25 protein-coding genes are annotated in these 24,018 nt (G+C 36.8%); 6 read left to right on the top strand and 19 right to left on the bottom strand.

Annotated elements, in window-relative coordinates:
- Positions 1–293: 293 nt before the first annotated feature.
- Positions 294–989: a peroxiredoxin gene (locus N7Z68_RS07400; RefSeq protein ID WP_275117834.1), complete on the bottom strand. Its 696-nt coding sequence runs from the start codon at positions 987–989 to the stop codon at positions 294–296.
- Positions 990–1,383: 394 nt separating this feature from the next.
- Between N7Z68_RS07400 and trhA the strand changes: the two genes are divergently transcribed.
- The 3 genes from trhA to N7Z68_RS07415 all read left to right on the top strand — a co-directional run bounded on the left by trhA (position 1,384) and on the right by N7Z68_RS07415 (position 3,220).
- Positions 1,384–2,022 carry a PAQR family membrane homeostasis protein TrhA gene (gene trhA, locus N7Z68_RS07405; protein WP_275117835.1) on the top strand — a complete coding sequence of 213 codons (639 nt, stop codon included), beginning with the start codon at positions 1,384–1,386 and terminating at the stop codon, positions 2,020–2,022.
- Between the two features lie 462 nt (positions 2,023–2,484).
- The gene (locus tag N7Z68_RS07410) at positions 2,485–2,625 is read left to right on the top strand and encodes a hypothetical protein (RefSeq protein ID WP_275117836.1); all 141 of its coding nucleotides are present in this window, start codon (positions 2,485–2,487) and stop codon (positions 2,623–2,625) included.
- Between the two features lie 175 nt (positions 2,626–2,800).
- Positions 2,801–3,220, top strand: coding sequence for a hypothetical protein (locus N7Z68_RS07415; RefSeq protein ID WP_275117837.1), 420 nt, complete (start codon positions 2,801–2,803; stop codon positions 3,218–3,220).
- A gap of 225 nt (positions 3,221–3,445) precedes the next feature.
- Here the strand turns inward: N7Z68_RS07415 and N7Z68_RS07420 are convergent, their stop codons facing one another.
- From N7Z68_RS07420 to N7Z68_RS07445, 6 genes are all read right to left on the bottom strand, one after another.
- Positions 3,446–3,679, bottom strand: a complete 234-nt coding sequence (locus tag N7Z68_RS07420; protein WP_275117838.1) for a hypothetical protein — start codon at positions 3,677–3,679, stop codon at positions 3,446–3,448.
- A gap of 75 nt (positions 3,680–3,754) precedes the next feature.
- Positions 3,755–4,090 (bottom strand): hypothetical protein, encoded by a 336-nt coding sequence (locus tag N7Z68_RS07425; RefSeq protein ID WP_275117839.1) that lies wholly within the window; start codon positions 4,088–4,090, stop codon positions 3,755–3,757.
- 218 nt (positions 4,091–4,308) lie between these two features.
- Positions 4,309–5,853, bottom strand: a complete 1,545-nt coding sequence (locus N7Z68_RS07430; RefSeq protein ID WP_275117840.1) for a methyl-accepting chemotaxis protein — start codon at positions 5,851–5,853, stop codon at positions 4,309–4,311.
- 681 nt (positions 5,854–6,534) lie between these two features.
- Positions 6,535–7,170, bottom strand: a complete 636-nt coding sequence (locus N7Z68_RS07435) for an FMN-dependent NADH-azoreductase (RefSeq protein WP_275117841.1) — start codon at positions 7,168–7,170, stop codon at positions 6,535–6,537.
- A gap of 169 nt (positions 7,171–7,339) precedes the next feature.
- Positions 7,340–7,486 carry a hypothetical protein gene (locus N7Z68_RS07440; protein ID WP_275117842.1) on the bottom strand — a complete coding sequence of 49 codons (147 nt, stop codon included), beginning with the start codon at positions 7,484–7,486 and terminating at the stop codon, positions 7,340–7,342.
- A 50-nt stretch (positions 7,487–7,536) separates the two neighbouring features.
- On the bottom strand, positions 7,537–8,124 hold the full coding sequence (locus N7Z68_RS07445) for a histidine phosphatase family protein (RefSeq protein WP_275117843.1): 588 nt from the start codon (positions 8,122–8,124) through the stop codon (positions 7,537–7,539).
- 276 nt (positions 8,125–8,400) lie between these two features.
- Here N7Z68_RS07445 and N7Z68_RS07450 point away from each other — a divergent pair, with 276 nt between their 5' ends.
- Entirely contained in the window at positions 8,401–10,458 is a 2,058-nt protein-coding gene (locus N7Z68_RS07450) for a catalase (protein ID WP_275117844.1), read from the top strand.
- 58 nt (positions 10,459–10,516) lie between these two features.
- Here the strand turns inward: N7Z68_RS07450 and N7Z68_RS07455 are convergent, their stop codons facing one another.
- From N7Z68_RS07455 to N7Z68_RS07485, 7 genes are all read right to left on the bottom strand, one after another.
- Positions 10,517–10,885: a hypothetical protein gene (locus N7Z68_RS07455; protein ID WP_275117845.1), complete on the bottom strand. Its 369-nt coding sequence runs from the start codon at positions 10,883–10,885 to the stop codon at positions 10,517–10,519.
- Between the two features lie 481 nt (positions 10,886–11,366).
- Positions 11,367–11,612 (bottom strand): hypothetical protein, encoded by a 246-nt coding sequence (locus N7Z68_RS07460; protein WP_275117846.1) that lies wholly within the window; start codon positions 11,610–11,612, stop codon positions 11,367–11,369.
- 85 nt (positions 11,613–11,697) lie between these two features.
- The gene (locus N7Z68_RS07465) at positions 11,698–12,357 is read right to left on the bottom strand and encodes a hypothetical protein (RefSeq protein WP_275117847.1); all 660 of its coding nucleotides are present in this window, start codon (positions 12,355–12,357) and stop codon (positions 11,698–11,700) included.
- Between the two features lie 162 nt (positions 12,358–12,519).
- On the bottom strand, positions 12,520–12,645 hold the full coding sequence (locus tag N7Z68_RS07470; protein WP_275117848.1) for a hypothetical protein: 126 nt from the start codon (positions 12,643–12,645) through the stop codon (positions 12,520–12,522).
- Between the two features lie 104 nt (positions 12,646–12,749).
- The gene (locus N7Z68_RS07475) at positions 12,750–13,250 is read right to left on the bottom strand and encodes a CBO0543 family protein (protein WP_275117849.1); all 501 of its coding nucleotides are present in this window, start codon (positions 13,248–13,250) and stop codon (positions 12,750–12,752) included.
- Between the two features lie 36 nt (positions 13,251–13,286).
- On the bottom strand, positions 13,287–13,778 hold the full coding sequence (locus N7Z68_RS07480; RefSeq protein WP_275117850.1) for a MarR family transcriptional regulator: 492 nt from the start codon (positions 13,776–13,778) through the stop codon (positions 13,287–13,289).
- A 777-nt stretch (positions 13,779–14,555) separates the two neighbouring features.
- Positions 14,556–14,717, bottom strand: coding sequence for a hypothetical protein (locus tag N7Z68_RS07485; protein ID WP_275117851.1), 162 nt, complete (start codon positions 14,715–14,717; stop codon positions 14,556–14,558).
- Between the two features lie 200 nt (positions 14,718–14,917).
- On the opposite strand from N7Z68_RS07485, the gene N7Z68_RS07490 reads away from it, so the two are divergent.
- A complete protein-coding gene (locus tag N7Z68_RS07490; RefSeq protein WP_275117852.1) occupies positions 14,918–15,466 on the top strand; it encodes a helix-turn-helix domain-containing protein in 549 nt (182 codons plus the stop codon).
- Positions 15,467–15,607: 141 nt separating this feature from the next.
- Here N7Z68_RS07490 and N7Z68_RS07495 read toward each other — a convergent pair whose 3' ends face one another.
- Both N7Z68_RS07495 and N7Z68_RS07500 read right to left on the bottom strand, forming a co-directional pair.
- Positions 15,608–15,916 (bottom strand): hypothetical protein, encoded by a 309-nt coding sequence (locus tag N7Z68_RS07495; RefSeq protein ID WP_275117853.1) that lies wholly within the window; start codon positions 15,914–15,916, stop codon positions 15,608–15,610.
- Positions 15,917–15,976: 60 nt separating this feature from the next.
- Positions 15,977–16,630, bottom strand: coding sequence for a hypothetical protein (locus tag N7Z68_RS07500; RefSeq protein WP_275117854.1), 654 nt, complete (start codon positions 16,628–16,630; stop codon positions 15,977–15,979).
- Positions 16,631–16,834: 204 nt separating this feature from the next.
- Here N7Z68_RS07500 and N7Z68_RS07505 point away from each other — a divergent pair, with 204 nt between their 5' ends.
- Complete coding sequence (locus tag N7Z68_RS07505) at positions 16,835–19,945, top strand: trifunctional glycoside hydrolase family 18/polysaccharide deacetylase/glycosyltransferase family 2 protein (protein ID WP_275117855.1); 3,111 nt, start codon at positions 16,835–16,837, stop codon at positions 19,943–19,945.
- Between the two features lie 634 nt (positions 19,946–20,579).
- On the opposite strand, the gene N7Z68_RS07510 is transcribed toward N7Z68_RS07505, so the two are convergent.
- The 3 genes from N7Z68_RS07510 to N7Z68_RS07520 all read right to left on the bottom strand — a co-directional run bounded on the left by N7Z68_RS07510 (position 20,580) and on the right by N7Z68_RS07520 (position 24,016).
- Positions 20,580–20,789, bottom strand: a complete 210-nt coding sequence (locus N7Z68_RS07510; RefSeq protein WP_275117856.1) for a hypothetical protein — start codon at positions 20,787–20,789, stop codon at positions 20,580–20,582.
- 186 nt (positions 20,790–20,975) lie between these two features.
- Positions 20,976–22,136, bottom strand: coding sequence for an ATP-binding protein (locus N7Z68_RS07515; RefSeq protein WP_275117857.1), 1,161 nt, complete (start codon positions 22,134–22,136; stop codon positions 20,976–20,978).
- A 683-nt stretch (positions 22,137–22,819) separates the two neighbouring features.
- Entirely contained in the window at positions 22,820–24,016 is a 1,197-nt protein-coding gene (locus tag N7Z68_RS07520; RefSeq protein WP_275117858.1) for a M50 family metallopeptidase, read from the bottom strand.
- Positions 24,017–24,018 lie beyond the last annotated feature (2 nt).

A 24,018-nucleotide genomic window follows, 5' to 3' on the forward strand; every position in this document is an offset into this window, starting at 1 on the left:
CGCTTACGAATAGTGCTGTTTCGTGTGCACTTGAGGGAATTTTTAGGAGAATTAGTCAGCCTATTGCAAGCATAATTGCGCACCAAAGGAAAGATCTAGGAAAATCGCACCCACTCGCCTCGATTGGTAGATGCGAATGGAGCTATTTGGGAATGTAAACACAACAAAACCCTCTAATGTTAGTTAGAAGGTTTTGACTATGCTTGAGATTAACAAATATTAAACCTAATATGTTTTTCATGATGACTCCATCGAGCACTTTTTCCCGAACATTCACTTGACCTTTTCCCTATTTAACTATTATCAGTTTCTTTCCGAACGGGTATGTCTTTATAACAGAACCACCAATCAAAGCATGAAAATTCTTGAGCTTGAGCAGCTTCTAGTCTTTCTCTCGCTTTCATCACCGTATTTGCAGGTGGTATAATCGCTTGGTCACCGATGATTTCATTATTTGGCCAATTCGCTGGCATCGCAACGCCATGTGCATCAGCCGCTTGTAACCCTTTAAGTGCCCGTAATAATTCACTCGTATTACGCCCTAATTCATCTGGATACGTTAGAATTAATCGAATATAGCCATTTGGATCGACAAAGAATACGGATCGAACCGTACGTTTAACTCCTTCTCGCGGAAGCATGCCTAAACGACGTGAGACATTGCCGAGTTCATCGGCGATGATTGGAAATGTGATACTGACACCTAATTCAGTTTGAATCCATTCAATCCACTTCATGTGGGCATATACCGTATCAATGGAAAGACCCACGAGCTCACAATTCATCTGTTGAAAAGCGGCTTGATTTTTAGCAAATGATACAAACTCAGTCGTACACACTGGGGTAAAATCTCCGGGATGACTAAATAACATAAACCACCGACCTTCATAATCATCAGGAAGAATTCTCTTCCCAAGAGTCGTATGAACTTCTAATCGCGGCATGCGATCACCAATAAACGGCGGGAATACATTGTGGTCTTGTTTCATTACCATTTCCTCCTAAAATATAATCACATTTATGTTTATTCGCCTACATTCGTCCTAGTGAAATGGTGTTTACAGTAACCCCGATCCGTTAGAGTCCAATTCGTTCAACTTGACACCTACTTGATTAATAAGTTATAAGTGACATACACTTTAACGCTATTAACCTTTTTATAGTTTTATAGAATCAATAATAGTGATTCTGTTGTAAAAAAATATTATGATTATGTAAAGGAAGAGCTGTTTTTACAATTAAGTGATAAGATTGATGTTGAAAATTAAAGTCATATCACAAGTGAATTTAAGGTGAGTTATGAAAAAAGAATGATGTAAATAGATTAGAAATAGCCCAATAGCTGCTCGAATACTATTAAAACAAAAAAGGAATGATCAATACATGTCCAATACACATGTTTTCTCTAAAGGAGAGGAAATTGCTAACGCGATTATCCACGGGATCGGTGCTCTTTTAAGTATCGCTGCCTTAGTTCTCCTCATTGTCTTTTCATCACTATACGGAACCGCATGGCATGTTGTGAGTTTTACCTTGTTCGGAACAACGATGGTCTTATTGTATACATCGTCGACTCTCGTGCACAGCTTTCCTCCAGGTAAAGCAAAGGATGTCTTTGAAATTTTAGACCATTCATCCATTTACTTTTTTATCGCTGGTACGTATACTCCATTTTTATTTATTGCGGTTAAAGGTGCTTTAGGGTGGACTCTTTTCGGAATTGTATGGGGGCTTGCGATTGCGGGGACGATATTTAAATCGTTCTTCGTCAAACGGTTCTTGCATACGTCTACCGTCTTATACGTTTTATTAGGTTGGATGATTGTTTTTGCTTGGGGTACTTTAGTACAAAATGTTCCTTCAGAAGGCATTGTCATGCTAGTCATAGGCGGCGTGTTATATTCAGGTGGCGCAATCTTTTATGTATGGAGAGGCTTTTATTACCACCATGCGATTTGGCATCTATTTGTAGTCGCTGGGTCTATTATGCACTTTTTCTCGGTTTTAACCTTGTTGCCATAGGATCATACGTTGGGGTTCAAAATAAAAAGCTCTACTTCCCTGTAATGAGTACGAAACGAGAAAACAAATATGAACTCACAGGTAAAATCACTACTTTCATACCGCAAACACAGTTTAATCGTATAGAAAAAAAGGCGCGAAGATATGTTCTTCGTGCCTTTAATTGTTCTATTTACTTATTCAACTAAGTATATTTTTGTAGTTTATGTAATGCTATTTTCATATGAAGGTTTCCCATTTAAAAGTTATAGACTTTTACATAAAACGAACGTATCAAATGGTGCTGTAGATCACTTTAAACAGCTTTATTTATATTAATCTCTTCGAATGACTATTATCTATGATTCGCCCTTTTTACTAGAAACACGGCAAATAGTATAAGCAAGCATTATCTTAAGTCATAGTATGTAACTGTAAGGTACGAGACCTTACAAAAAATATATTAAGAAAGGTGGAGAATAAATGTTAGCATTAGTAGTTATTGCGCTACTGTTTTTAGTTGCCTTACTAGTGGCCATTTTAATTGGTAACCAACAGCAGCATAACCTTATTATTAGATGTCTTCAAGAACTTCTGGGACAAGGGTCTTCTGCTACGGCATAAGCTTAAGAATCATCCTTGCCCCACACATCTAGGAGAGCGCTTCATGCGCCTCCTAGATATCCCAATGTAAAAAATGTATACACATTTTTATTATTTATATGATTTATTTTAGTACACGTTACTTAAAGTCACACTTTAGGTGAATTAATTGAATTAAAGGGAGGTGAGGAATAGCATGAGTGAATTTAATCCCAAAAAGAAAGAAGATCAATCAGAACCAAATCATGAAACACATGATGAAAATGTAGATCTAAGTGGGATCCTTAATATTGCAACAAATTTATTAAAGAACACAAATGCAGATAGTCTAAATACCCTTTCAAAATTGGCGTCTAATCAATCCCTCAACAGTTTAAATGGTCTGTTAGACGAATTAGCAACGGTTGAGCAATCAAATGAGAAATCCGATAATGTAAATAAGATTATAAGTAGTATAAGTACAATTATAAATGAAACCAGTTTAATAGATAATCTTTCAACTGTGCAAAATCAGGAAAACAATGATTTGAAAAAATTGGAGTCTAAATTGGATCAAATACTTGAGGAGCTAGCAGATATAAAAGTACAATTGGATAAAGTTAAAAGTACGAACTAAAAAAATTTAAAAGTAATTAGATAATGTAACAAAGGGACGGCTGTAACCATAAATGGTCACAGTACCGTCCTATATCTGGTTAGGTTAAGTCGTTTATAGAGTATAATCTGTAACTATTTTTATGTGATCATATAAAAAGGCCATGATCCTTTAGCTGAATCATTGGCCTCTTCTTTTCATCTTGCAATTATGAATACGTTCATACGCAAAACCTATCTATTTATTTCAATCCATAATTTGTATTTCATCAGTTTCATCCATTTTACATTTGAAATACGTTAATTTCCCATTCGTTTTTTCAACAATCGGAAGTCCACCGTTATCGTAACAAGTATTTGCTGCTGCCTGAATTTCTTTTGAATTAAAATATAAATTGGTGATCATTAAAATACCAACGATTACTATTGCAACTGACGCCACAACGGCTACGGCTGAGCCTTTGTTCATATGTGAATTCATAGTACCCTCCCTAACTCTTACAACCAAAATATGTATAAAATTGATGATAACATAATAGATCACAAAACCCTACTTCTACTTCTCTATTTCTTTTAAAAATAAATACCACTTGGGTACAAATGAGCTAATTATGGGGTAGAAAGGGATAAAAAGTTTAGCACCTTTTACGGGAGAGCCGCAAATAAGCTGAATTTCTTCCCCAGGCTCTATGTCTAGTTCAAGCTTCTTGCTTTTCACCCAATCGATCTTAATATATAATTCATGATGCCCAGGCTCCATCGGTATCACCACTTCTTCCCCGTCTTTAATGTCCTGTACATGAACATCATCTATATACACTTGAAATCGTCTGACTAGATTGATATATTGTGATGTTCTTTTGAGCCGGATTGTAGATTCGGTAGCATTCAATTTCCACCCTCCCCTATGAATTCTTTTGTTTACATACTTTAATTATAACAGATCTATTGGTAAAATTTGTTGGAATTTTGTCTTTATAATACACGGTATTTAAAACTTTTTACGTTTCAGCTTTTATAATTCCTACCATAAAAAACAGACTAAACCTGTTCAATTTAGTCTGTGGAAGATATATTTTGTTTTTTTACACTACTTTGGAACGACACCCATTAATCTCGGCTTTCCATATCCTTTTGAATTTGTTCAATTTGTGAAGACAATGAATCACTTAATTTTTGAATATCGTTCGTTATCGTATTGAATTCCTCGAAGGTTGCAAGCTGTTGTTGGGATGTTGCTGAAATACTTTCGGTAGCCATTTGGTTTTCCGTTGCTACAGCCATCATTTCTTGAATCGCTGCTTGTACATCGCCCATTTTTTTGCCGACCGTTTCTGATAATTCATTTGATGTTTTTATTTCTGAGGCTACACGATCAATTTCTTCAACAATCCGACTAAAAATTTCACCTGTATAATTTACTTGAGTTATCCCAGCAGCGGTTTGTCTTTTTCCATGTTCCATCACTTCAGCCATGGCGCTTGTATCGTGAACCAAATCATTCAAGACGAGGTTAATTCGGTTCGCATAGTTTCTCGACTGGTCCGCGAGCTTCCTTACCTCATCTGCTACAACGGCAAACCCTTTACCATTCTCACCTGCCCGTGCGGCTTCGATTGCAGCATTTAAAGCCAATAAATTCGTCTGTTCCGCAATGTCGGTAATGAGCGATAGTGTGTGTTGAATATCTTTTGAACGTTCATTTAGACGCACTACAACTTCGTCCATTCTTTCCACAGCTGAAGCCACTTCTTGTATCGTTTGCTCCGTTTGTCGCATACTTTCCTTTCCGTCTTTTGCTTCTTCAGCTGTTCGTTCGGAGGACTGAACCGAATGCTTCGCCTGTGTGATGATTTTCTTTACATCACCTGTCATTTCTTCTAGTGCGATGTTACTTCGCTTTGCCTCGGTTAGCTGCCGTTCCGCACCAGCGACCATTTGGATCATCGAATCGCTAATGGCTGTTGATGCTTCTGTCGAAGTTACCGCTCCTTCTTTTAACGTTTCAACGTTTTTAAGCACTTTATTAGAAGTAGTCGCAATATGCTGGACAAGACCTTCAATGATACTCTGTTGCTCTTCCTCATTTTTTGCTACCACACGATCATACTGTTGTCTTGCGATAATTTGAATGATAATGACGGCACTCGTAAAAATAAGAAATACAGCATGGATTAGTAGTAATGAAAAAGGATAATTATCACTACCGCAGATTAGCTCTGGCACAGTAAAATAACCGAGTAAATGCTGCACTGCAAAAATCACGGTACTCACAATAACAAGGCGAATATTTTCATAATAGGCAAGACTCGCTAAAACCATAAAAATCGAAAAATGGTATTCAATTAAACCATCGCCACCAGCGATAATTGAAATACTACCAAACGTAAGTGTAAGCGTTACAAAGAGTGGTATCGACGTATGTATGCGGTTTTTCCAGAAAAGAAAAACAGAAACTCCTAAAAATAGAAACGGCAAAAAGAATAAACTATTTAATAAAAAGTGCAACTCCGTCGGTGTACCTGAATGAACTTGTGATAAAAGCAGATAGGTATCCAACCAGCCAATCGAACGGTGTAAAAAGTGAACCAAAATCGAAATCACAACTACAAATACACTAAATAAAATCATGATTAAATTCTTTCTCGCTTGCAACGTAATCTCCCCCAAAACTAGTAATATGTAACTATAAAATTCCAAATAACAATGATATATACCCATCCCCAAAAAAGTTAAACCTACTTTTATAAAAAATTTTAATGTTTTTGAGAAGAAAAGACTATGACGGATATCACACATTAAAGAATTTAGTAAGTGGACACTTGCCTGGCTAAAAGGAAAAACTACCAAAAGCATGCCCTCCATCGAAGATTACGAAGATTAGAAGCATCATACATTAAAAGTTAGTGTGTGAGCTCTTTAAAGGACTCAGAGGCTCTTATTTCTCTAAAATCACCAAGTTTTCCAATGCTCACGGACTGAGAGGCCCTTATTTGCAAGATTTCATGTGTTACTGTCTCTTTTTTTATGGAATAAGAGCTTCTGAGTCCGCTAATTTAGTAAAAATCGTGTTTTCGACACACATAAGGGCTTTGGAGTCCTCTTACGTTTCGTTGTATATGACAACAACATAAAACTAGAATTTGGATCTAATCATAAACCATAGCACCTGTAAGTTTGTTAAAATGCGCGGCTAATTGCATATTCTATTAGAATTAATACCGCAATATCAATACACAAAAAGAAGTGAAGATCCTAAGTTTCTCCACCCCTGCTTCAGCTGTAATTTATCATCGTTATGTGGAACTTGTAACACAATTATTAACTCTTCTCGTATTAAAACGTTTGGGCAAAGTCCTTTGCTCTTGCAATCGCATTTTCTTTAATTTCTTCTGCTTTATCCGGCATCGCATTATGCCCTTCGACGAATAATCCTTCAAATGAAGGCACTCCAAAGAATTGCATCATAATGTCTAAGTAGCGGTGACCCATTTCCATCGCAGCTGCTGGACCTTCAGAGTAGACGCCCCCGCGCGCTTGAATATGCAACGCCTTTTTATCCGTTAACAGACCGATTGGACCCTGTTCCGTATATTTAAAAGTTTTACCTGCAACAGCTACTGAATCCATATAGGCTTTCATAACTGGTGGAAACGAGAAGTTCCACAACGGTGTAACGAAGATATATTTATCCGCTGATATGAACTGTTCACATAACTCTGATAGTCTTCCTACTTTTGCTTTTTCTTCGGCTGACAGTTCTTCAAACCCTTGACCTGAACGAAGTTTCCCCCAGCCGCTGAAAACATCAACATCAATGTGAGGAATATCCTCATTGTAAAGGTCAACATGAACAATTTCATGATCTGAATTCACATCTTTGTATGTATCGATAAAAGCCTTCCCAACTGCCATACTATAAGATTGTGTATCATCATGAGGGTGCGCTGTGATGTACAATACTTTTGTCATATACATTGATCCTTTCTTTTCCTATAGTCCTTGCAGTTTAGGTTTTGCAAAAAGAGGACATTTATGTGATTAATAATAAAAATGCACCGAACTTCGTTGCCGACGAATACTGACTTTTTGCCCAAATAAAAAAGTCGCCTTTTTATGAAAGACAACCTTTCTGGCAAAACTATTCCTGATTACCGCTTAAGTAGGGATTCCCACTAATACTCCCTCTCATTTCATCCGTTACCTTAAATGGCTCAATTCCCGCTTCTCCAGCAGAGTTTTCACTATTATGAAAACTTCCGTCATAATGAATCGGCTTCCCTTCCATATGTACCTCACCTCCGTACGAATAGTTTGTGCAACTATTTTACTAATTATCTATATCTCACGTTTCAAATGTTTTGTGCAGTTATAAAGCTCACAATCCCATGTGTTATTCGTGTTTTTTATTATAGTAAGAGAAGTATTATCAATCATCGTCTTTTGAAACTTTTCGGGAAGCAGCTGTTTTAATGTTATACCTATGAAAGTCCCGTGACTGACTACCAATATCCGTTTTCCACTATAGGTTTTGACTACATGTTCCATGAAAGAAACTCCACGTTTTCCTACCACTGCAAACTTTTCAATTCCAAGATCAAGATCGCGCCACTTTTCCCCCCACTTCGCAACACGTATTTCTTCGTTCGTTCCTTCGATTTGCCCGCAATTAATTTCTCGAATTTGTGGATCCGTAAAGCTTGTTGGTATGTTGAGTTGCGATTGAATGATTTCCCCTGTTTCAACCGCCCTGGATAGATCACTTGTAATGAGGATATCCCACGGTTCTTCTTGAGCGAGTCGATTGGCAACATCTAAAGCTTGTTTCCTGCCGATATCATGTAAAGGAATATCAGATACTCCTTGTACGAGCCCGCGTACATTCCATTCCGTAATCCCGTGCCTAATCAGACCTATCGTTGTCATATCTCACCCTCCTTTTATTTACAGATTACTGCATCTTCTTTGTTTTCGAGAATTTCTGTTTTAAGTATATGTCTGAATTTTTCTGGATTGAACCTTGCTTATCATCTTCCATAACTTGTTTACCTATCAATATAATACACTGTATAGCGGATACTTAGAGTTGTTTTCTAATAAAAATTGCTGGTCTCGACAATGAAGAATTTCATAAATCGGTCTAAACCCATAGAAAAATCATACATATAGATCGGTTAATAAATTTGCGGGGCAGGTGAATTCATGGATCAGTCATCAAGAGACAACAAGAAAGTGGATGAAAACAGCAAGCAAGAACAGTTAGAAGCACACCGTATCCAAAACACGGGGAATCGAATGACGACAAATGAAGGACTGAAGGTCGCAAATAACGAGTCGACCTTGAAAGCCGGAGATCGCGGTCCTGTACTTATGCAAGACTTTCACTTTTTTCAAAAGCAGATGCATTTTGACACTGAGCGAATACCGGAAAGGGTCGTTCATGCAAGAGGCTACGGGGCACATGGGGAATTTCAGTTATATAAATCGATGAAAAAGTATACGATTGCGGGCTTTCTCCAAGAACCAGGAACAACGACGCCTGTTTTCGCTCGCTTTTCAACCGTTCAAGGCGGAAAAGGTTCGATGGATACAGCCCGAGATGTGCGTGGGTTTGCCGTGAAATTTTATACAGAAGAAGGAAATTATGATATATTAGGGCTCCAATTTCCTATATTTGTACTTTTCGATGCCTTTAAGTTCGTCGATTCACAACACGCGTTGAAACCTCAACCGCACAATGATATGCCGACAGCCTCTGCTGCTCATGATAACTTTTGGGATTTTGTCGCCAATAATCCAGAATCCGCGCATTTTATCATGTGGGCCATGTCAGATCGAGCCGTTCCAAGAAGTTACCGAATGATGGAAGGGTTCGCTATTAATACCTTCCGATTTGTCAATGAACACGGGAAAGCAACCTTTGTAAGATTTCATTGGAAGCCTATACTTGGAGTTCATTCTTTCCTAAATGAAGAGTCACTAATGATTGGCGGGTTAGATCCAGATTACCATAGACGAGATTTGTGGGATGCGATTGAAAAAGGGGCTTTTCCTGAATATGAGCTAGGTGTGCAGCTGATTGATGAAGAGGATGAGTTTCAGTTTGACTTTGACGTGTTAGATCCTACGAAGATATGGCCAGAAGAATTAATACCTGTAGAAATCGTTGGGAAAATGACATTGAATAAAAATGTCGATAATTTCTTTGCGGAAACGGAACAAGTAGCCTTTGATGTAACGAATCTTCTTCCAGGAATCACCTTTACGGATGATCCAATTTTACAAGGAAGAACGTTCACCTATAAAATTACGCAACAACACCGACTAGGAGGGTCCAATTACCCAGACTTACCGATTAATCGATCGATTTGTCCATTCCATAATAACCAGCGCGATAGCTTTAGTAGGCATCGAATTGATGTCGATCAAGTGAACTATATTCGCAATTCATTGGCCGGTAATACGCCAGGCCCTACACCGCCAGAAGAAGGTGGATATTTTGACTATCCGGACAGAGTGGAAGGTTATAAAGTGAAAGCCAGCAGTGAGTCATTCAAAGATTTCTACACTCATGCCAGGTTGTTTTGGAACAGTATGTCGACTGTCGAGAAACAACACATTATTGAAGCATTTAGCTTTGAACTCGCGAACGTAAAAAACGAGTCTGTTCGCCAGCAAGTAGTTGATATGTTCGTCAATGTAGATAAAGACATGGCAACAACCATTGCTGACAATGTGGGAGCAAACCCTCCAGTTGGGGAGCATGTATCAGTCACAGCTTCCTCACCAGCTGTTAGTCAAGCAAATACACCACATTACCCAAACACCTTAAAAGTAGGTGTTCTAATAGGAAACGGATTTGATGGACCTGAAGTACGGAGTGCTATTGAGACACTACAGCAACATGGGGTATTTACTGAATTTATTAGTGAAAAACTCGGCTATGTCACAGGGACAGACGGCACTAAAATAAAAATCGACGAAATCTTTGTCAGCACTCATAATGTTTTATATGATTCTCTATATGTTGTTGGCGGGCGTACGGATAATCAAGCCATATTCGATCGTAATGTCAGCGAGTTTATTGATGGCGCATATAGTCGCTATAAGCCTATTGGTGTAGCAACGACAGGCCAATCCTATATCCATCCCTCAGAAGATAATCATTTGGCTGGAGTCGTATTTGCTGCGAACAACCCTGATTTCGGTACAGATTTTGTTACTGCCATCGCTACACGCCGGTTCTGGGATCGGCGTTAGATACTTTTATTAGAGGCTTTCTCTATTGGTAAAGCTCTTTTTGTTAGAGAATAGCCTCTTAAATTTCGTTTGGTACTGACCAGATGAAATAATGTCTCGTATACATCCTCGTGGTTACAACACTCACCATTCCATCTTTTTCAAAAATAAAACCAGAACCCATTTGTTCTTTAAAATTCCAGCCTCGGTCTCTCATAAAGTCGTGAAAGATCTCTTCTGATGAAGAACCTGTCTTGGATAAATACCTTTTTGATGTGCTAGTATCACTGATTAGTTCAAAATCATGATCCGAGAATTCTAGTTTCATCACAGTATACAGTATGAGTATCGGACGTTCTTCTTGGAATAACGCACTTCCAAATCTTAATCCGATAAAGCTAATTAGAAGTACGAGTAGGGTGATAATAACTATTAAAATTCGCTTCACATCGGGGCCTCCTGAGATTATTCGAACGATAGTTGTAATTGCTGCCGGCTGCCGAGTTTAGTTTACGCTTAACCGGCGAATTCACGTTACTTGTCGACCGTTTTTCCTGTCCGCCTTTACATTCGGGGATCGGTAGTCTTTTTGATGTCCGCTTTTCCCGACCCTCTTTCTTTTCGTGCTTCAACCGCCTGTTTGTTGACCGTTTTTCCTGATCCTCTTTTATTTTCGGGCTTCAACCTAAAAGATGCTCACTTTTCAAATATATTCTACTTTTCCTCAGATGTTTGGGTTGTAAGACTCTTATGTATTTTCTTAAGTGTTAAATGAATATTGTTTAAACTTAATAAAATAAAACCCAACATAAGAAACGTAATGATTTCTCCAGTGAAAAAAGCGATGATACCTAAAATCAAAAAATAAAGTGTATACCACCAATTAGTCATGCTGCTTCCCCATTTCCTTTTACATTAATTAAATACTCTTACTCAAAACGCTGATGGATGACTTCCTGTGCTTTATGTTTATCTTCTTCTTTCACATAAATATCGTAGTAAGCCTTGTCATTGTGAACAATCGCTTGATACGTATTAGAGTTTCTTATAATTTCCGTTTGAAACGGAATTCCAGCTGTTTTTAAACGACTAGCTACCTTCATATAACTTTTATTACCAAATGCCGTGTAAACCAAATACTTATATTTTGAAAATAGTAATCTAATAAACCGCAACTCCAACCACTCCCTCTCAACTAATCATACGAATAACAAAGTTGGTGGTTTCATCTTTATCTCAATAACAATAATCCTAATTCATCTACCGAATTTCTTCTCTATACATTCCATCTAATTTCCATCCCTCATTGAAACGAACGTAAGTAAATGTTCTTACTCCCGCCTCAGTATCGTTTTCATAACTAACTCGAACTGTGCTCTTCCAAGGCAAAGAGGTAACAGTCACTTCACCATCGTTCATGTCTTCAAGGGAGGGTAAAATTCCGATTAATGTTTCAGGAGAAATGGAGTGGTAAATGAGATAGCTCAGGGGGTCTTCACTCTCAACAATCTCATTCATAGCTTGGTGATGCAGTTGAGCGACTTTTTGATTGCTATCACTGACGCCCCACCCAATTCCAATTACACTCAATAAAGAAACGACTGAAACCACAATAATTTGTTTTCTTTTTAAACCTTTAATTAAAGTATTAATAGCGGTTTCGTCTTGATTAAGTCGTGAAATATAGAGGAATACAGCTATGCTAATTGGATAAAGGAAAATCAATTGAAACAACAGAACAACCCAAAACAAATCACCATAATTAAGCAAGTGCTGGAGCAGCAAAAAATTAGTGAACCATAGTGGAAACGCTAGGCTCGACCTTTTGTGTTCTTCTGCTAAATTGCTAAACTTAAAATAGATTACTAGTAACGGTAAAGATAATAGCCACGCGACCGAAATATCACTATAAATAATCAATCGTTACACCTTCTCTAGAGGATTTTTGAAAAATTTTAATTTAAGCTTTATTTTATTTAACATTCAACCTTCAAAATCCTTCTACGATCGACAATCTTTACTTCTATTTAACATTTAACTTAAAAATGGATAACCCGTCTTAAGGTTATCCATCCACTATGGTTATTTATTTTTCTTGTCCTTTTTGACTTTACTTTTTTTACTTTCTGTATACTCTATTCCAAACTCGGCATCACTTGCATTGTTTGTGATCTCTGTTTCGTTTTGGCCTCGTTTCTTTTTACCCATTCCCTTTCCTCCTTTTCCAGATCAATTTGTTGTTATAGCTAACTTATTTTTCCACAGTAGGAATACTTCTATCACGCTGATTGAAGTTTATCTAAAATTATCCCCTAATAGGATGTTAAAGAATTGCCGTTACCCTTGGAAAATTCATCTTTAAAAAACCAACGATAAAATATTCTTGAGGAGTAATAGGTAATGGACATCGTAATAAAGCTCCAATACCATTTCCACTTTACATATGTAATAAGATTTGTCTTCCTTTCAATTAAATATTCAACGAACGTAACAGCTCCTGAATGAAACATTATATAAAAAAATTTCATAAGCCTACTTTTGTTTTCTGGATAATTCATATTAAAAATGGTACATAAAGCAGGATAAATAAAATATTCAAATGAAAAGCTCGTTTTATTTGCTTTCTTAAAAAATCTTACAGGATATTTAATCAACCCTCTTTCGACAACGAGCAAACCAAACAACCAAGTCACCATTTGTTTATAGAGAAAAGCGAGAATTGCATGTTTCACTCGGTTTCTTGGTACATTCAAAACTAATAGGACAATTGTAACCACCCAAAAAAACAGTAAAACTCTTTTATCTTTTGACACAATTCCACCTCCTGAGCTTATAGGGGGTCAAGTAGGTTACGCATAATCTAGGTCCTTCATTGGTTTACTAATCACGTCCCTCATGAAGCTTTCTCCTTTATGGACATCTAATATTTTTTTACCGTAATTTATAAAATGTACTACTTCATCCTCAGATAACTGGCGCAAATCAAAAGGAAACTGCTCCATTGACTTAACGGTTTTAAATATGTTTTCTAGAACGTACTTTCCTTTATCTGTCATGGACACGAGTTTATATCGGGCTTGATTCTCTTTCGCTCTCACATCGATATATCCATTGTTCTCAAGACGCTTAAGTAATCTTGTAACTGTTGATGCATGCCAGCAGCCTAATTCCCCGATCTTAGAAGGTGTTAATTCATTTCGATTCGTTGAAAGCAGAAATAAAATATGCTGTTGCGCTGGTGAAATATCATATTCCTTTCCTATTTCGGCCCACTGGTTTTCCATACAAAAATATAACGCTCTGACCGTTAGTAACAGCTGTTGTTTTAAGAGTAAATTCAATCCTAACCCTCCTCACTTGTATCTACAATTGCACATACAAGTAATATTCTCCTGATTCTAAAGTCATATACATGGGGACTTTCGTTTAGTGCTTTTACATTTTTTATATTTAATAGAATTTAACTTATGAGGTGCGCAGTACTAGTTTGCGTTTTCTCCTAGTTTTTTCCTTTAACGCACATCATTCGCGACGTTTCGTTCACGCTTCCCCCTAATTTTTCCCTCTTCCGCTCACGATTCACGCTGTTTCGTTCACGCCTTCTCCTAATTTTTCCCTCTCCCGCTCACGTATCATGCTGTTTCGTTCACGCCTTCTCCTAATTTTTCCCTTTTCCGCTCACGTATCGCGACATTCCGTTAATGCTTTCCCCTAATTTTTCCCTCTTCCGCTCACGTATCGCGACGTTCCGTTAATGCTTTCTCCTAATTTTTCCCTCTTCCGCTCACGATTCGCGCCGTTTCGTTCACGCCTTCTCCTAATTTTTCCCTCTTCCGCTCACGTATCGCGCCTGTTCGTTCACGCTTTCTCCTAATTTTTCCCTCTTCCGCTCACAATTCGCGCCTGTTCGTTCAGCATCCCTTTGGAATTGCTCACTAGATGAATAATTGTTTCTCTCTTTTAGGCTGATTAGCACCACAGTTTACGAAGAACACATTTTAAAAAAACAAAAAGGACTGCTGGAGTAACAGTCCTTCGATATGGAACACTCGTATTTGTATGTAAATTAACCTGTGTAGTAAAACACACAGAGCATTTCATTGTTTGTCTTCACTGGCTCAGTCCTTCTCCTCATTCAAGAACATTACATCATCTATCTTTACTAGTTGTATTTCTGAATATAAAATGGTTTGTTCTTTACGTATCTCGATTTGCCCATTCCCATAGTCATGCAAAACAATATATATTTCGTTGTTATAAATGACTTTTGTTCCTATCAATTTTTCTCACCACTTCATTTATAAGCTTATTTCTTTACTTATCTACCATATCTCGTTATATTAATCTTACTTCATATCTACCAATTAAAAGGTGGCTAATTGCTACATCTTATCCAAATATATAAATTTTTCTTTATAATCAACAATACACAAACCATAATTGACCATACTTTGGTGATTGAGAAAGGATTATTTTATTTATGAGAGATTGGTTAAAAAATGTAAGAAAAGAAAGAGGTTTAACACAGGAAGAAGTTGCTTCATCTGCATTTATCAATCGTGCATTTTATACTCAAATCGAAAATGGCAGTCGCAACCCTAGTTTTGAAGTGGCAAAAAATATAGCAACTATACTTGGCATTAGCCCATCAGCCTTTTATACGAATGAGTTTAGTGAACCTTTTCAGCTCGCTTTAAGAAATTCTCCAATGATTATTGCTCATTGCGATTTAGAGTTAAGATATACTTGGATTTTTAATCAACATCCTGATTTTGATCCAGAAAATAGTGTTGGAAAACGAGATGACGAATTGGCCGTGAACGAAGGAACACTTGCTTTGATGGCCTTAAAACAAGAAGTTATAAGAAAAGGTAAACAAATGCAGAAAAAAATTTGTTTTCCTTTAACCGATGGTGTGCACTGTTATTATGTATTCGCGGAACCTCTTGTAGACAGCAACTCTGAAATTGTTGGAGTCGTTACAGCTTCAATGGACATCACTGAATTCACACCGGATGAGGAAGAATAAAACCAAATGCTGCATAAATTACTTTCCTAGTAAGTTGGAAAATTACATAATTAGTGTAAGAAATAAGCAAAACGCAGAAGAAATGCCCTCTTTCGTTTTGCTTTATTTAGACCTCTAAGATGAAGCTGCAGCCCTGAGTAATCATTGGCTTCCATCGATCGATTGTTCCTTATGGTCCATCGCCTTGTTTCCGTTTCGCCGGAATAGTTTTTGTTGAAAAAACTCTTTTTTACTTCTAACTAAGAAGAAAATTCCCATAAGAAAAGAAAGAAAAATCCAAAATGAAAAGCCATTCCCAATATTGGCATACGTATATTCATAATAACTGATGGGTCCTGGTTCCGAATTCAGCATATGTATCGTTATAAAAGCTGCCGTAAAATGTTTAGAAACGTATAAAAAAGCAGCTAACGACAAAAAGAAACAACCTAAAATCGTATTTTCTCTCATCGTTTTTCTCACCCCATAGTATTTAGTTTTCATAACAACAGACCTTGTAATTTCAATCCATTATCCATATAAATCCAGCCCTACTATGCTAAGGTCTTCACGATCCACGACAAGTATGATCCGGTCTGCAAATGATGCGAATGTTCGAATTGAAACAGCATTTAATAATTCCTCTTCTAAATTCCACCCCCTCGGTGTTAAGGAAAGCACACCGTCTCTAGCAAAAAAAGAGCTCTTTACAAAGTCTCCAATTTCTTTTGCTTCTTTCGTATGTACAGGTTTTACGAATTTTTTATCAATCAAATAGTATTTTAACTCTCGGGGATAAGCAGGTATATTCAACGGTTCCGTACGATATAGGTCGTGTACAAACGGTAATTCCCCTTGCACTAGTCTTTGTTTCACTATTTTTTTCGATCCTTCTTTCAGAAAACGTACATTGATTTCTACTAGTTTTTCATCAACAACTATCTTTTTCACATCTTGGTAATGAGGCACCAGTTCATTCATAATGATGTCTTCCGCCTTTTTAGTCGGTGTTGGTAAAATGGTTAGTGCATCTTGTCCAGTTATCACATCTAAAGCAGCAAAGAATTGGCAAACAGCCGTCATATCATTAAGTTGCTTCCCGCACTGTACTGTTTCAATTGTGAATGCACCACATTCAATTTGATCCTGTCTACTAGGTTCATCGATTTCGATCAATCCATTCAAGTTATTATCACCTCTTGCTCCACTATAAAAGTATATATATGGTTTTCATTCTAACATTAACCAATACTAATTTCCTTAGATCTATAGTTATTACTACCTTTTTCTTATGTTTAATTTAATTTAAAAACAATTATTTATTCATAGGAGGTATGCACCATATGAGTGTTACAAGCATATTCTTCTTTTGAGAGGCGGTGTTGTTGCATGAAAAAAGAGCTCATATTTACCGATAAGACTGGAAAAAGAAAAAAATGGTTAGGACGAATTACCCTTTCTCTTTTGTTAATTGGACTCACTTTAGTCGGGTTAACAATCGCCTATATTTATGCACCTACTGCCCTACCTTCCGTTGTTTTCAATCTATCTGAAGAAGAAAAGAAGGAAGTATATGCTTTTATTACACCAAATGATCCGTTAGGTATAGAATCATTACGTAAACATATACATTCTATGGATGTTGTACTGCCTAATGCATTAGCCATTAATGAAAACTACAAAGTCACTTATCAGTCAATTGATCCGATTAACTCTTTGATTAAAGAAGCGGGTGTAAAGATCGTTCCTACCCTACCACTAGAACGATGGAAACTTGAACACTTGTTACAAAGTGATCTAGTCAGCGAAACGGTTGGTAAACAAATTGTAAAACAAATCCAATATTTTCAATCAGATGGCGTAAATATCGAACTCGCCCCAGATATTGAATATACTCTTTATTTCCCTTTTCTAGATATATTAAATGAGCAACTCTCAGGGATTGATAAAGAGCTTTATATTACCGTTCAAAGCAATAGAAATTCAAAAGAAATCAAAGAACTCTCTTCTATTGTTGATAAGATTATTTTGAAGGCATATGATCCAAGGAACCCAAATGTTCAACCTTCACTTCCTCCTGAAAAACTGACAGAAACACTTTTAAAATGGCGTGAATTTAAAGACCTAGTCGTTATAGCACTTCCAACATATACTCTTACTGCAAATGACGAATATACTGATAAACTCTCTTTTACTGAAGCGATGTCGATCGTAAATAAAAGCAATAGTGAACTGTATTGGGATAACGAGTTGAGTCAGCATTATTTTAGTTACCTTGACCATCGATACGTACAAAAAGATGGATGGCTAAGTGATGCAGGTACCTTTTTTAATCAATTGCAACGTATTTCATCTATGCAATTTTCTTCTGTTGCTATAGATACACTAGGTTTTGAAGATCCATCGATTTGGAAGTTGCTTAATAAACAACTAGACAGTAACAAGAAAATAAGTAATGCAATAGAAACGACAGAACCTCTAGTCAGTTTTAAACGTTTTGGAAGTGGAGAAATCATTAAAATCGGCTCGATGAAGCAAAGCGGAAAGCGTTCAGTTCTCTATAACAGTGAAGGTTTTATAGAAGATATAACTTACGAAAAATACCCAGTTCCTTATGAGGTCTTTCATATGGGGGGATGGGATGAAAAAAAGATCGTGCTTTCCTTTGATGATGGCCCTTCTGAATACACTTTAGAAATTTTAGATATTTTAAAAGAACATGAAATCAGGGGGGCTTTTTTCGTTACCGGCTCACAAGGATTCCAACACCCTGATATCTTAAAGCAAATAGTGAACGAAGGCCATGAAATTGGAAACCATTCCTTTACTCACAAGGATCTATCCAATATGTCTTCTCTACGTTTTAAATTTGAAGTGAATGCTGCCCAAAAATTGATTAAAGATGTGACAGGGTATTCAACCACCTTACTCAGACCTCCTTATACAACAGATGTTGATTACGATAAGAATCAATTATCAGCAGTGAAGACAGCACAAGACATGGGGTATTTTTTTATAGGAAACTATATAGACTCTAGAGATTGGGAAGGTAAATCTGGTGAAGAAATTGTTGACACCGTATTAAAAGAACTACCGAACGGAAACATCATCTTGCTACATGATGGTGGCGGCGATCGTTCTGAAACCGTTGCTGCTTTACCTCAAATCATAAAACAATTGCAGTCAAACGGTTACTCTTTTGTATCGATTAGTGAACTTCTAGATCTTGATCAAGTTGATTTAATGCCACCCGTTGAGAAAAATTCATCTTTTGGTTCCATAATCGAATCCGTTGCTTCACTTGGACCAATACTAGCAACTGTATTCAAACTCATTTTTTTCACTAGTTTTGTAATCGTCCTGGTTCGTGTCGTCCTATTTATTTATTTGAGCTATAAACAAAAACAAACGCATCCATCCATTATAACGGATGATTACAAGCCGTTCGTTTCCGTGGTCCTCCCTGTTTATAATGAAGAAAAAGTCATAGAAAATACCGTTTCTACCATCCTGGCATCAAATTACACAAACTATGAATTAGTGATCATTGATGATGGCTCCACTGATCGAACCCGTTCCATTCTTGAGGCTAATTTCAACCATTTAGATCATATTCATCTTATTTCAAAAGAAAACGAAGGGAAGGCGGCCTCATTAAATCGGGGAATTCAAGAAGCACAAGGTGACATTATTATTACGATGGACGCTGATACTGAAATTCACGAAGAGGCAATCTGCTATTTAGTTACACATTTTAACGATCCTATGGTAGCTGCAGTTTCTGGAAACGTAAAGGTAGGGAATAAAAGAAAAATTCTATCCCTTTGGCAACATATTGAATATGTAACGAGTATTAATTTAGAAAAACGCGCGTTACAAATGATCAATTCCATTACGGTTGTACCCGGAGCTTTAGGTGCTTGGAGAAAAGAAGACATTGAAAAGGTGAATTTATTTGAAGAAGAGACACTAGCAGAAGATACGGATTTAACTATTAAAATAATACGTACTGGTAAACGAATTATTTTTGAAGAAAAAGCCCTAGGCTATACCGAAGTCCCAACGAAACTAAAGGACCTTACTAAACAGAGATTGCGATGGTATTTTGGAATTCTCCAAAGCTTATGGAAGCATAAAGATGCATTATTTCAACCGAAATATAAAGGGTTAGCTTTTATAGGAATTCCAAATATGATGTTTCAAATTACGTTTCAGCTTCTCGTTCCTATTATTGATATCCTTCTCATCATCGCTCTACTCACTCAAACTTACAGCTTGCTTTTCTATATCTTGTTCTTCATTGCCATAGATACTTTCATTTCCCTTTACGCCTTTAAATTAGAAAGAGAAAGACTCTCACCCCTTCGTTGGATCATTATTCAACGTTTTGCTTACCGTATTTTTTTCGCCTACATTACGTGGAAGGTCGTCATCAAAGCGATCCAGGGAGTTAGTGTGAAATGGGTAAAACTTGACCGTTTAGGTAAGAAGGGTTATTAGCGCGTCAAAAGAATTTAGGAATATCCGTCGACGAAACAAAGCGAAGTCTATCAACCTTTGCTTTGTTTCGTTTTACCTATGCAGTATAAGTTCTCTTCAGTTTCAATTAGTTTTAATTATAACTCTTGAATCTCTACTAAAAAACCTAGCTAATTATTGCCGACCCTCGAACAACTGCGATGACTCATTAGCCATATCTAACTCAACGTCAGATACTTGCTTTTCTATAAAATCAATAAAAAGCCGATAACGGTGCTCACGCATTAACCAGGAGAGCACTTGCCGGTGAGATAATATTGGAAGATGAGATTCGCCAGAATAATAGTCAAACAAGAGAAGGATGGAAAAGTCTAATTGGACGAGTTGCTCTGCAATCTCAAATTCCTGTTCAGTGGAACGTTTTCCTCCTTAATCACACGGATCTAGTTTGTTTTTATAAACAGCAAAACATAATTTTAAACTTATTACTCGACATCTCTATTTCGTTTTTCATTCAATAGTAAAAAAAGATATCATAACCTGCTTCTACTAACTCTTGGCAAATGGCTAATCCGATCCCTTGCAGTAATTATCGCTAATTTTTGTTTAGTTTGACACATAGTTCCTCCATCGCTAGCACACTTTGTTTGTTGTTTTATAGAGTAGCAGCTCTAATTAATAACACGAAATAATACAATGCAGGAATCAGCGTCAGACCCACACCTGCTACTCGAGTTCGCTCTTTCGTTTGCAGGAAAAAACCAATAATCCAACAAACAAAAAACAACATATAATACCATCTGTAAATGGGTGAGTCAGTTTCAGCGATTCCTGGACCACTCATCCAAACCGAAAAGAGTAACACAAAAACACCTGTAATGAAGTTAGACAGATACCTTAAAATCTTAATAGCGCTTCCCCTCCGGACGAAGTGTTTTTCTATATTTTACCACTAACAACCTAGAATAAGGGCAACCTAGTAACTTTTTTTGATAATAAAAAACATTACTTACTATTGAAGTAATGCTTCCGTTTGATATGAAGTTGATACTTATTCAGAAATAACAGGTAATTGTACTGTAAACGTCGTACCCTCATTTAATTTGCTTTTAACGTTTACCTTTCCGTTATGGTTTTCAATAATCGTATAAGTAACCATCAGCCCAATTCCTGTACCCGCTTCTTTTGTTGTATAAAACGGTTCACCTATTCGACTTAACTGTTCTTCTGTCATGCCTACACCTTTATCTTCGATGGAGACATTCAAATACTCTTTTTCTTTTTCTATTTTAATTAAGATACTACCACCATCAGGCATAACCTCAATAGAATTTTTTATTAGATTAATAAACACTTGTTTAAGCTGAGAACTTACTCCTAGTACGACTGCTTCTTCGGTTTCAAATACAGTAGAGATGGAAATCGACTGCTTAAAAGCTTCCGTATCTAGAAGCGCAACTATATCTTTTAAAAGAACAGGTAAATTAACTTTTGTAAAATCCGTAGTTACCGGTTTTGCAAGTGATAGAAACTCGGTAGAAATTAAATCGATTCGTTCTAGTTCATCCTCCATAATATTAAGGAATACATCACTTGGGATCGTTCCGGAACGAAAGAGCTGCACAAATCCCTTTAATGACGTTAGCGGATTTCTAATCTCATGAGCAATACCAGCCGCAAGTTGCCCCGCTACATTCATTTTTTCGGCTTGGATCATCATTTGTTCCGTTTGTTTTCTTACTGAAATATCCCGACAAACCGATAATATGTACTTTTCACCCTCACCATCAAACATGTGCGCCTTAATTTCAACAGGAATTTGTTGTCCATCTTTACAAATATGAGTCGTTTCAAAAATATAAGTTTCATTTTGAAACGTAGCATCAATCATTTGAAGGATCTCATCTTCGTCATGAATATCAATATCAACAGGAGACATTTTAAGTATTTCTTCACGAGTGTAGCCTAACCTACTATAACCCACTTGATTTACGTTAATAAAATTTCCGGCTCTACCATCCTTGTAGATTTTATTATAATAGATCCCATCCGAAACATTATTAAATAACTGGTCAAATGCTTTTTCACTATCATTAAAATTCTGAGCCAGTTGCTTATAAGCATTGAGTTCTAACTTTAAATGTTCAATCTCTTGGTGTAACCGGTCAATTTCACTTTTTTCTTTAACAATATTCAAGCTTTTCGTATTCAAGGTCTCACCCCAATCATGAGTAGATGTAAAAAATTTACACATTCCATACTACCACTATAATATAACTTTAACATTTATGACACATGAATAAAGTGCTAATAAGAAAAAAATTATATTTTAATCTATTTATTGCAATTGTAATATAAATGAAAAGTTTCTTTAATAGTCGGAGTACTGTGATGTGTTCTCTTTAATTGAACCTGTTTTTTCCTGGTTCGATCTAATCTATCGAGCTGTTTTCACTTATGAACTTACTTTTCCCTTATTTTGGGGATACTAGGTCGATTTTTCTTTTTATGAGCCCACATATCCCTTATTCTGGTAATACCGAGTCGCAAATTTCTTTTATGAGCCCGTTTATCCCTTATTCTGGTAATCTCGAGCCGCAAATTTCTTTTACGAGCCCATTTATCCCTTATTCTGGTAATCCCGAGCCGCAAATTTCTTTTACGAGCCCGTTTATCCCTTATTCTGGTAATCCCGAGCCGCAAATTTCTTTTACGAGCCCATTTATCCCTTATTCTGGTAATCCCGAGCCGCAAATTTCTTTTACGAGCCCACTTATCCCTTATACTGTGATTCCGGGGTCATATTTCTTTTTCTAACCCGCTTAATCCTTATTTTCGTAATTGCGGACCAGTTTCCTTTTTATCGACCCCCGTGACACCAAACATAGCGCTCGTCTAGTAAACTACTTTTTTGACTTCCAATTGATTTAACGTTAGTTCGTCAACAAAATACCCTTCGAAATTCTTCCAGATGTCGTGGGCGGGTGATATACAAATGTTTTCTTTATTCTGCAAGAATTCGCTGTGGTCGGCGAGGCCAAATGCATGGTCGGCTTGCTTTAACAAGTATTTCCTCATCGGTGTATTTGGTTTCAATTCGCTCTTTAGGTTTTCATAAAGATTTAGAGCTTTTTGCTTCGTTTCTTCTTTCGTGTACATATATCTTAAAATATGAAAATAGATGCTCAACCCAAAGTCATTTGCTTTTATTTTCGCTAACCTCTCTTCATCTTCCTGTAAGTAATCGACATAGTCGACGATCACCGAAGGCATTTGCTCGATACGCCCTGTTAAATATTCAATAATAAAATGATCGACAAGACCAAGCGTATAAATATGATTATCCCTTTCTTGTAACTTTTTCTCCAACTCATCTAACAAAACAGTTCTTAAATACTGGTTTTCGTTCCTAACCCGTTCATGTTCAGTTGAGAAAAGCGCATACTGATAAAGCTGCATCGCAATAAAAAAACGATCGTTTTTAGCTAGCTTGTAGGCTGGAAAATCCCCTACTGCATATTCATTTTTGATGAAACTAGTTGCGAGTAAAAACAAGGTAATAATCGTTAAAGATATCATAACGGTAAATGTTGTTGATATAAGGGCTGCATTCGCAGCTGTAAAAAAGAGCAGTACAGAAAGGACCGTAACACCTGCCCAAAGCATGATCGAAGAAACGGGACCAGCAATAATTGCTCTGGCATACGCCCGCTGCGTTTGTTCTAAGTCAGCTTGATCCTTGATTGCTCGTATATCAGGAATAGCAATTCCACCAATCGCCGTTAATTTATTCGGACGAAATTTAACCTTCCAACGCCCATTTTCTTTAATAAAAAATAAAAACATAACAATAACTGCTCGCACCTTTACACCATTTCTAGAAAAACTATAGGCATGACCAAACTCGTGAAAAGCGACGGCCATAAAATATGTACATGCAACGATTAATAGATTCACATAAAAAGGGAATGCTCTATACTCAGATGGGAACTCGATGCTAGACAAGCTATAAGCAATTCCTCCGCCTGCAATGGCACCGATTAACATGTAGGCTATGAAAATTAAGTATTTTTTGATCAACTGCTTTTTCATCT

The organism is Alkalihalobacterium chitinilyticum, assembly GCF_029028005.1.
Taxonomy (GTDB): domain Bacteria; phylum Bacillota; class Bacilli; order Bacillales; family Bacillaceae_F; genus Alkalihalobacterium; species Alkalihalobacterium chitinilyticum.